Annotated in this window: 7 protein-coding genes and 1 pseudogene; 1 reads left to right on the forward strand and 7 read right to left on the reverse strand. The window is 70.0% G+C overall.

The features are described from left to right. The 4 genes and pseudogenes from RMO04_RS04845 to mutS form a co-directional block, all read right to left on the reverse strand. Nucleotides 1-625 (reverse strand): annotated as a pseudogene (locus RMO04_RS04845) (bifunctional uridylyltransferase/uridylyl-removing protein); the annotation flags it as partial. A gap of 100 nt (nt 626-725) precedes the next feature. Continuing rightward, on the reverse strand, nt 726-980 hold the full coding sequence (locus RMO04_RS04850; RefSeq protein WP_309643665.1) for a hypothetical protein: 255 nt from the start codon (nt 978-980) through the stop codon (nt 726-728). A 134-nt stretch (nt 981-1,114) separates the two neighbouring features. Next, nucleotides 1,115-1,723, reverse strand: coding sequence for an HAD-IA family hydrolase (locus RMO04_RS04855; protein WP_309643666.1), 609 nt, complete (start codon nt 1,721-1,723; stop codon nt 1,115-1,117). Then, nucleotides 1,723-4,401 (reverse strand): DNA mismatch repair protein MutS, encoded by a 2,679-nt coding sequence (mutS, locus tag RMO04_RS04860; RefSeq protein WP_309643667.1) that lies wholly within the window; start codon nt 4,399-4,401, stop codon nt 1,723-1,725. Before mutS ends, RMO04_RS04855 begins: the two co-directional genes overlap by 1 nt. 113 nt (nt 4,402-4,514) lie before the next feature. On the opposite strand from mutS, the gene RMO04_RS04865 reads away from it, so the two are divergent. Continuing rightward, nucleotides 4,515-5,036, forward strand: coding sequence for a GNAT family N-acetyltransferase (locus RMO04_RS04865; RefSeq protein WP_309643671.1), 522 nt, complete (start codon nt 4,515-4,517; stop codon nt 5,034-5,036). Here the strand turns inward: RMO04_RS04865 and RMO04_RS04870 are convergent. From RMO04_RS04870 to RMO04_RS04880, 3 genes are all read right to left on the reverse strand, one after another. Then, nucleotides 4,994-6,358 (reverse strand): amino acid permease, encoded by a 1,365-nt coding sequence (locus tag RMO04_RS04870; RefSeq protein ID WP_309643668.1) that lies wholly within the window; start codon nt 6,356-6,358, stop codon nt 4,994-4,996. The two genes, RMO04_RS04865 and RMO04_RS04870, sit on opposite strands and share 43 nt — an antisense overlap. 57 nt (nt 6,359-6,415) lie before the next feature. Then, nucleotides 6,416-8,305, reverse strand: coding sequence for an alpha/beta fold hydrolase (locus RMO04_RS04875; protein WP_309643669.1), 1,890 nt, complete (start codon nt 8,303-8,305; stop codon nt 6,416-6,418). 102 nt (nt 8,306-8,407) lie between these two features. After that, the coding region (locus tag RMO04_RS04880; protein WP_309643670.1) for a DnaJ C-terminal domain-containing protein at nt 8,408-9,055 on the reverse strand (648 nt) is incomplete at its 5' end.

Here is a 9,055-nt window from a genome sequence, read left to right on the forward strand (position 1 = left end):
CGGCGGTCCCCTTGACCACTTCGGCGCGGAACCGGCGGATCAGTTCGTCCGACAGCTTCTCATCGCCGCTCAGGCGCCGAGCCTCCAGGATCGAGGTGCGGATCGTGAAGTCCTCGCGGGAAAGCTTGATGCATTCCTCGACCGTCCGCGAGGCGTGGCCGACCTTGAAGCCCAGGTCCCACAGGGCATACAGCATGTACTCGATCACGCTCTCGGCGTGGGCGGTCTGCGTGTAGGGGCGCAGGAACAGCAGATCGAGGTCGCTGAACGGCGCCAGCGCGCCGCGGCCGTAGCCGCCCACCGCCAGCAGCGCCAGGCGCTCACCCTCGGTGGGGTTGCGGGCGCGGAACACGTGGACGGTGGTGAAGTCGTAGAGGGCGGTGACCACCTCGTCGGTGACGCCCGACAGCAGCCGCGCCGTCTCAATGCCGCCCGCGCCGTTCTCAAGCCGCTCCTTGGCGATCATCCGGCCGCGGAACAGGGCCTGCTTCAGGATCTCCAGCGCCCTGCGACGCTGCTCCAGTTCGTCGCCCGCCGCATCCAGCGCCGCGGCCGAGAGCTGGGCGCGAAGCCTCACGCCGTCGACGACATACTCAAGGCGCGTGGGGCGAAGGCGAGGGGGCATGGCTACCGCATATAGGCCAAGCCGGCCCTCGGCGTCAGGGGATACGAAAATGGGCCGGCGTTTCCGCCGGCCCTCGAACGCAACAATGTGAAAGTCTGGCTTAGTCGGCCGACTGCGCTTCGGCCAGCTTCGCCTGGGCGGTCTTCAAGGTCGCGCGGACGCAACGGCCGTAGGCGTCGGTGACCAGTGTCTCGCCGAAGGTGGCGCGCATGCAGACCGTGCGCGCGGCGCGGGTCAGGTCGGCGTCGATCTGGGCGGCGGACTTGCCCACCAGCGAAACGCGGATCTCGGCGGCCGAGGCGGGGGCGGCGAAAGTGATGGCGGCGGCGGCGGTCAGAAGGGCAATGCGGATCATTTCAAATTCTCCAGCGGCGCGGCGGTGAATGAGGAGGGTCCCGCGCTCGTCGAGGGGCGTTTTCGACGCTGGAGATTAATTTGTAGTGCAGTGCGGTGGTTAATTTTGTGCAACGCACAATGACGGGCGAGGCCTTACGCCAGGCCGGCTTCGGTCATGAGGTCCGCGAGGCGTTCCTCGCCGGTCCAGAGAATCGCGGCCCAGCCGCAGGCACGCGCCGACTCGACATTGCGCGGACTGTCGTCGATCAGCACGAGCTCGTGGGGCGCGAAGCCCGTGCGGGCCTCCACCATGCGGAAGAACGCCATGTCGGGCTTCTTGCAGCCATAGTCGGCGGCGTAGTGCATGGCCTCGAACCGGTCGCGCAGAGCCAGGACCTCCCACAGGTGGCGGGCGCGGTGATGCTCCTGGACCGTGGCGAGATGCAGGGCCAGACCGAGATCGCGGTAGCCCGCGAGTTCCGCCAGCAGGTCGTGGTCGAGGTGGCTGTCCTGTTCGAACCAGTAGGCGGTGACCTGATCGCTCGTGAGATGGGGTGCGATCGTCCGCAGCACCGGGCCGAGGCGCTCATGCAAGTCCGCCCGCCCAAGCACCACGTCGGACCAATGGACGGCGAAGAATTCATCCTGGAACGCCTTTGGATCGAGGCCCAGATCGGCCTGGCTGTCTCGGTTCCACAATGTGCCGTCGGGACGGCGCACGACCACGCCGTCGACATCCACCATCAGGCATCTGATGCCCATCAGAGCAGACCCTTCAGCCGGTAGAGCGCGTCCATCGCCTCTCGCGGGCTCATGCTGTCAGGGTCCAGCGCGCGCAGGGCGGTCTCGGCGGGGCTGGGGCCGAAACGCTCCGGCTCCGGCGCCGCCATGGCGAACAGCGGCAGGTCGTCCAGATGCGCCGGCGCGCCGGCCTCGCGCTCAAGCCGGTCCAGCACCTCGCGGGCGCGAACCACCACGGCGGGCGGCACGCCGGCGAGCTTGGCCACCTGCACGCCATAGGAGCGGTCGGCGGGGCCAGGGCCTGCCTCATGCAGGAAGATCAGGTCGCCGTTCCATTCCTTGGCCTTCAACGACAGGTTGGCCACATAGGCCAGGCGGCCCTCCAGCACGGCCAGCTCGTGATAGTGGGTGGCGAACAGGCCCCGGCAGCGGTTGGTCTCGTGCAGGGCCTCGGCGCAGGCCCAGGCGATGGCCAGGCCGTCATAGGTCGCCGTGCCGCGCCCGATCTCGTCCAGGATCACCAGGGAGCGCGGGGTGGCCTGGGTCAGGATGGCGGCGGTCTCCACCATCTCGGCCATGAAGGTCGAGCGGCCCCGCGCCAGGTCGTCCCCCGCCCCGACCCGGCTGAACAGGCGATCCACCACGCCCAGCCGCAGGGACTTGGCCGGCACGAAGCAGCCGGCCTGGGCCAGCACCGCCAGCAGGGCGTTCTGGCGAAGGAAGGTCGACTTGCCCGCCATGTTCGGCCCGGTGACGATGGAGAGCCGTGCCCCGGCCACCCCCGCTCCGTCCATGCGGCAGTCGTTGGGCGTGAACGGGTTGCCCGCGCGCTTGACCGCGGCCTCCACCACCGGATGGCGGGCGGCCCGGGCCTCGAACACGGTGGAGCGGTCGATAACCGGACGCGCGGCGCCCACGTCATCGGCCCACTCGGCGATCCCAGCGGCGACGTCCAGGGCCGCCGACCCTTGCGCGGCGGCCTGGATCGCGGCGGCGACCGCGATGGCCGCCTCGCGCCAGGCCTCGAAGGTGGCGACCTCCATGGCCAGCGCCCGCTCAGCGGCCTGGGCGATACGGGCGTCCAGCTCGGCCAGCTCCACGGTGGTGAAGCGCACCTGATTGGCCAAGGTCTGGCGGTGGATGAAGGTCGCGTTGAGCGGCGCGGTCATCAGCGGCTCGGCCGCCTTGGCGGTGGTCTCGACGAAATAGCCCAGCACGGCGTTGTGGCGGACTTTCAGCGCCACCCCGCTGTCGGCTTGGAGCCGAGCCTCGAGCTGCAGGATCACCTTGCGGCTGTCGTCGCGCAAGGCACGCGCCTGGTCCAGCTCGGCGCGGACGCCCGGGGCCACGAAGCCGCCGTCGCGCGTCAGGGCGGGCAGGTCAGTCCCCAGGCCCTGGTCCAGCATCCGTCGGAACTCGGCGAGGTTGGCGTCGGCCAGCGGATGCAGCGCCGCCAGGGCGCGGGCGATCTCGGCCGGCGCCGGCGGGTCGAGCGGATCGGGGTGTCCGAACAGGCTTGAGATGGTCTCGCCGCCTGCCAGGCCGTCGCGCAGGCAGCCCAGGTCGCGGGGTCCGCCGCGCCCCAGCGCGAGGCGGGAGAGCGCGCGGGCCATGTCGCCCATGCCGCGCAGGGTTTCACGCAGCTTCTGGCGCAGGGGCCTGCGCTCGCAGAACCAGGCCACCGCATCCAGCCGCGCGTCGATGGCGGCGGGGTCCAGCAGCGGGCGGGCCAGCCGCGCGGCCAGCATCCGGGCTCCGGGCGCGGTGATGGTGCGGTCGATGGCGCCCAGCAGCGAACCGTCGCGCGCGCCCGACAGGCTCTTCTCGATCTCAAGACTGGTCCGGGTGGCCGGGTCGATGGCCATGACGTCGGCCTCGCCCGCCCTTCGCGGGGCGGTGAGCGCCGGCAGGCGTCCGGCCTGGGTGGTCTCCAGATGGGCGGCGATCAGGCCCAGCGCCGAGATTTCCGCCCCCGACAGCTCGCCAAAGCCGTCCAGGGTGTCGACCCCATACAGCCGTTTCAGCCGCGCCTCGGCGGCGGCCGGTTCGGCGAGCGCCGAGGCCATGGGCTGGATCAGTCCGCCGACGCTCTTGAAGGCCGCGCTCAAGCCCTCGTCGGCGAACAGGCGATCTGGGACCAGGATCTCCGAGGGACCCAGCGACGCCAGGGCCGAGGCCAGGCCGTCGCGGGACAGCGCCATGCATTCCACCTCGCCGGTGGAGAGCTCGACGCTGGCCACCGCCGCCGCGCCGGCGCGGACCGCGACCGCCGCCAGCCGGTTCGCCCCCCGGGCGTCCAGCAGTCCGTCCTCGGTGAGCGTGCCCGGCGTCACCACGCGGACGACGTCACGCCGGACAATGGACTTGCCGCCGCGCTTCTTGGCCTCGGCGGGGTCCTCCATCTGCTCGCAGACGGCGACCTTGAAGCCCGAGCGGATCAACTTGGCGAGATAGGCCTCGGCCGCATGGACCGGCACGCCGCACATGGGGATCGGCGCACCACCGTGATTGCCACGGGCGGTGAGGGTGATGCCGAGCGCCGCGCTGGCCCGCTCGGCGTCCTCGAAGAACAGTTCGTAGAAGTCGCCCATGCGGAAGAACACCAGCGCGTCGGGCTGGCGCGACTTGGCCTCGAAGAACTGGGCCATGACCGGGGTGGCGCCGAGGGCGTCTGGAAGGGCGGGGGTCTGGGCGTTCATGCTTGTGAACAAGCCTAGCGGCGCCCGGCGCGCGCGTCAGCCCCCGCACCCTCTTGAACCGGGCCGCGCGACTCCCAAGCTGTGATTAAGTTGAGGAGCCGCGTTTGACCCACGTGATCTTCCCCGCTGGACCCGACGACGCCGGGGCGCTGGGCGCCATCCACGTGGCGTCGTGGCGCGAGACCTATCGCGGCCTATTGCCGGACTCCTATCTGGCCCGCCTGTCGCCCGCCGTGCACGCGCGGCGTTTCCGGACGGGATTGCAGAAGCCGGCCGAGCACGAAGCGACCCTGGCCGCCGCCGACCGTGACGGCCTGGTGGGCTATGTGGCGGGCGGCCCCTCCCGCGCTCGCCGTCTGGGCGAGGCGGAGATCACCACCCTCTACCTGCTGGAGACCGCCCAGGGCCAGGGAACCGGCCGCCGGCTGGTCTCGTCCATCGCCCGGGTGTTCGCGGCCAACGGCGCGAATTCGCTGCTGATCTCGGTGCTGCGCGACAACATTCCGGCTCGGGGCTTCTACGAACACCTGGGCGGCGAGGCCGAGGCCCCGCGTCGCGAACCAGGCCCCGGCGGCGTGACCTACGAGGTCAGCTATCGCTGGCCCGACATTCGCGGCTTGATCCAGATGAAGTAGGCGCCGGTCAGCGCCAAAAGGAACGGAACGCCACAGACCAGGGTGAAGTGGAACTCCCGGGTGAAGGCCGTGGTGACCAGGATCGCCGCCATCAGGACCGCGCCCAGCAGGCTGCCGTAGGGATGACCCCAGACGCGGAAGGCGAGCTTGCTCACGTCGACCTTCCGGCGGAACGCCAGGTGGGTCACGAAGATCATCATCCAGGCGAACATCGCTCCGAAGATCGAGACCGAGATCATCAGGGTGAAGGCCTGCTCGGGCACGAGTGCGTTGAGGATCGCGGCGACAGCGATGCCCAGGGTCGAGATCGCCAGCGCCGCCACCGGCGCACCCTGGGGACTGAGCCGCCCGAAGATCGCAGGCGCATCGCCGGCGCGGGCCAGGGAGAACATCATTCGCGTCGCGCCGTAGAGCTGGCCGTTCATGGCCGACAGGGCCGCGGTCAGGATCACGAAGTTGATGACCCCAGCCGCGCCGGGAACACCGGTCGCCTCCATCACCTTGACGAAGGGGCTGCCCCCCGCCCCCGCCACGGTCCAGGGCACGATGGCGAGCATGATCGTCAGGCTGGCCAGGTAGAACAGCACCAGCCGCACGACGGTGGCCCGAAAGGCGCGGATGACCGCCGTGCCAGGATCCTTGGCCTCGCCCGCCGCGACGGCGACAACCTCGACGCTGAGATAGCTCAGGATCGCCACGATCACCGCGACCCACACGCCCGACAGACCCTTGGCGAAGAAGCCGCCGTCGGCGGTGAGGTTCGCCAGGCCCATGCCCGAGCCGGGCTCGGCCCTGAAAAGCACCACCGCGCCCAGCACGATGAAGGCCACGATGGCCACGACCTTGATCAGCGAGAAAACGTACTCCAGCGCCCCGAAAACCTTCACGCTGAGCGCATTGATGGCGATCAGGCCCGCCGAGAATCCCAGGACCCACCACCAGCCGGGCACGTCGGGGAACCAGAACTTCATGTAGAGCGCGACCGCCGTGATCTCCATGCCGATCGCCAGGGTCACGCCGGACCAATAGCCGTAGCGCACCAGGAACCCGGCCAACGGGCTGACGTACTCCTCCGCATAGACACCGAAGGAGCCCGGCGTCGGCTGGGCCACCGTCATCTCGGCCAGGGCGCCGGCCAGCAGCAGGGCGATCAGGGCGCCGATGGAGTAGCTGACCAGGACCGCCGGCCCCGCGAGGCTGATGGCGAAGGCGCTGCCCAGGAAAAGGCCGGTGCCGATCGCCCCGCCGATGGCGATCATCGTCATCTGGCCGGTGCTGAGGCCGCGATGCAGCCCCGCCTCGCGCTCGACCGCGTCACTCATGCCCGTCCCCCGACTGCCCGGCGCGACAGTGGGGGTCGTTCGGCGCGGCGTCCAGACTCAGTACGTCTCGCGCACGCCCAAGGCCTTGGGCGTCGGCACGACGGCCGCGCCCTTGCTGCGCTTCAGCACCCAGTCGGTGAGCGTGGCCGCCACCGCCGAGTTTCCAGGATCGCCCGGCGTCCCCTTGTCCGGCGTGGAGTCGTCGGCCGAGACGAAGTCGGTGTGGAAGTAGAGCTTGGCGTTGATCTTGGGATCGAAGGCGGTGATCGCCTTGGCCGCGTCGGTCTGCCAGGTCCCGGTCTTGTTGATCTCGGTGAAGTCGCTGACCCCCGGGAATGGATTGGCCATGGCCGCCGCCGGGCTCTGGCGTGCGACATAGACGGGGACATTGGCGATGGCGGTCTTGTCGATGTCCAGCTTCACCCCGTCGCGGTCGATGTTCAGCGTCTTGAAGCGGCCGACGAACTGGGCGTCGTAGTCCCAGCGCTCTGACGGATACCAGTTGGACGCGATCATGTTCGAGGCGTCGATGGTCCGGGCGCCGCCTTTGAAGGCCACGCTCACCGGCTTGATGTTCGAGCGCGAGGGGGCGAAGGCCTGGCTGTCCATCCAGAGCTTGGCCTTGCCCACGTCCAGCGCCGAACCGCCGTTCCCGCCGCCCTCGACCCAGTCGTGGACCTTGGCTGGGTCGACCTGAGCCGACGAGGGCACGCAGGCGGGCTTGGCCACGCCCGGACGCGGCGGGCCCATCATCATCGGCGGAGGTGTCTTGTCGCAGGCGGCCTCCGTGCCAGCGACCGGCTTGAAATCGAGATAGCCCAGGCCCTCGCCAAGGAATTGCAGCACCGGCATCTGGACGCCGCCGCCGGGAACCGGATCGGTGTCGAAACTGGCCCCCGCCCGCGCCAGCCAGGTGAGCCTTACCGCCTTCAGGAAATCGTCGCCCGGATTGGCCGGGACCATGGCGGCGGTGCGCAGCGGGAAGATCGCCTCGGCCTTGGGGTCGACAAAGGCGTAGTAGATCCCGGTCACCGACTGACTCGCCGCGGCCCTGGGTCCGGCGATGGCGCCCAGCATGCCGCTGGCGTCGGTGTAGACCCGGGCCTTGCCCGACCGAAAATCGGCGACCTTGGCGAAGTAGGTGGCGAGGTCCTTCTCGCTGGGCGCCTCCGCCGTCCCCGCGGACGGACCGCCGTCCAGGAAGATCAGGCCCGAGAGCTTTTCCGCCCCCCGCTTGCCGTCGGGCTGCTTGCGCGCGGCGTAGTTGGCCACGAAACCGCCGCCCTGGCTGTGGCCCGCCAGGAAGATGTTCTTGTTCCCGGTCTTCTGTTTGACCAGGCCGATCATGGCGTCGACGTCGCCGGCATAGGCCTGGAAATCCCAGTCGGCCATGAAGGCGGCGTCGGCCTGGGTGAGCGGGGTCCACTTGCCCAACGACGTCCCCGTCACCTTGGCCGGCTCCCCTGGCCGAGTGGAGGCCACCAGGGAGCCCGCGCCCAGATAGTGGTCCAGCGCGATCTTCGGGTCCTTCCTGACCCGCGCTTCCCGCAGGGCCTCGGTCTGGGCGAGATTTGCGCCACGCCTTTGCAGCACCCAGACCTCGACGCGGCAGGGCTGGCCGTCACAGGTCTGGCCCTGGGCGCGGCGAACGAGTTGGCTGGCGAGATAGAGCCAATGGGCCGGCGTGGAGGCGAAGCCCGGCAGGCCGACGATCACCGCGTTGGCCGGCCTGGGCGCCTCGCCGTCAGCCGCGGCTCGGACGCGCAGGAAGGTCGCGGTGTTCAGGGCCTTGGGGGTGCCCGCCGCCTGATAGCCCGGCGCCTGCAGGTACTCGGCGACCACGTCGGGATAACCGGGAGGTGAGGACTTCGAATAGTCGGCCGCCACCGCCGGAACGCTCAGGGCCAGTCCCGCCGCCCCAGCCAGAATCGCTGTCTTCAGCCCCATGACATCCTCCCGCCTCCGCGCCGCTCACGGGCGCGCTTCCCAAACAGCCTAGCCGTTTGCCGTGCGTTTGTTGCGGGGATTTTTCAAGCTTCGGGTATGGGCCTAGACGCCCGTGACGTCTTCCCAGAAGCGCTTGGCCTTGCCGATGAAGTTGGCGGACTTGGGGTGCTGCTGGTCGCCCGAGATCTCGGCCAGCTCGCGCAGCAGCTCCTTCTGGCGGGCGTTGAGCTTGCTGGGCGTCTCGACGAACAGCTCCACCACCAGGTCGCCGCGCTCGCGCGAGCGCAGGGACGGCATGCCCTTGCCCTTCAGGCGAACCGTGCGGCCGGTCTGGGAGCCCTCGGGCACCTTGACCTCGATCCGGCATTCGCCGTCGCAATTCTCGCCGCCCATTAGGCAGGGCGCCTCGATCTCGCCGCCCAGGGCGGCCACGTACATCGGCACCGGCACCGTGCAGAGCAGGTCCAGGCCGTCGCGGTCGAACAGTTCGTGCGGCTTCACCGAGAGGAAGATGTAGAGGTCGCCGCGCGTTCCGCCGCGTACGCCCGCGTCGCCTTCGCCGGCCAGCCGGATCCGCGCGCCGTCGTCGACGCCGGCCGGGATGCGGACCTGCAGGACGCGTTCCTTCCGCACCTGGCCGTGGCCGTGGCAGTCGGCGCAGGGGTCCAGCACCAGGCGGCCCGAGCCGCCACAGCGCGGGCAGGCCCGCTCGATGGAGAAGAAGCCCTGGCTGGCGCGAACCCGCCCGGC

The organism is Phenylobacterium sp., assembly GCF_031412415.1.
Lineage (GTDB): Bacteria > Pseudomonadota > Alphaproteobacteria > Caulobacterales > Caulobacteraceae > Phenylobacterium.

Bases quoted from the DNA above. Each gene is read 5' to 3' on its own strand.
- RMO04_RS04850 (WP_309643665.1), bottom strand. From the start codon at position 980: ATGATCCGCATTGCCCTTCTGACCGCCGCCGCCGCCATCACTTTCGCC.
- RMO04_RS04855 (WP_309643666.1), bottom strand. From the start codon at position 1,723: ATGGGCATCAGATGCCTGATGGTGGATGTCGACGGCGTGGTCGTGCGC.
- mutS (WP_309643667.1), bottom strand. From the start codon at position 4,401: ATGAACGCCCAGACCCCCGCCCTTCCAGACGCCCTCGGCGCCACCCCG.
- RMO04_RS04870 (WP_309643668.1), bottom strand. From the start codon at position 6,358: ATGAGTGACGCGGTCGAGCGCGAGGCGGGGCTGCATCGCGGCCTCAGC.
- RMO04_RS04875 (WP_309643669.1), bottom strand. From the start codon at position 8,305: ATGGGGCTGAAGACAGCGATTCTGGCTGGGGCGGCGGGACTGGCCCTG.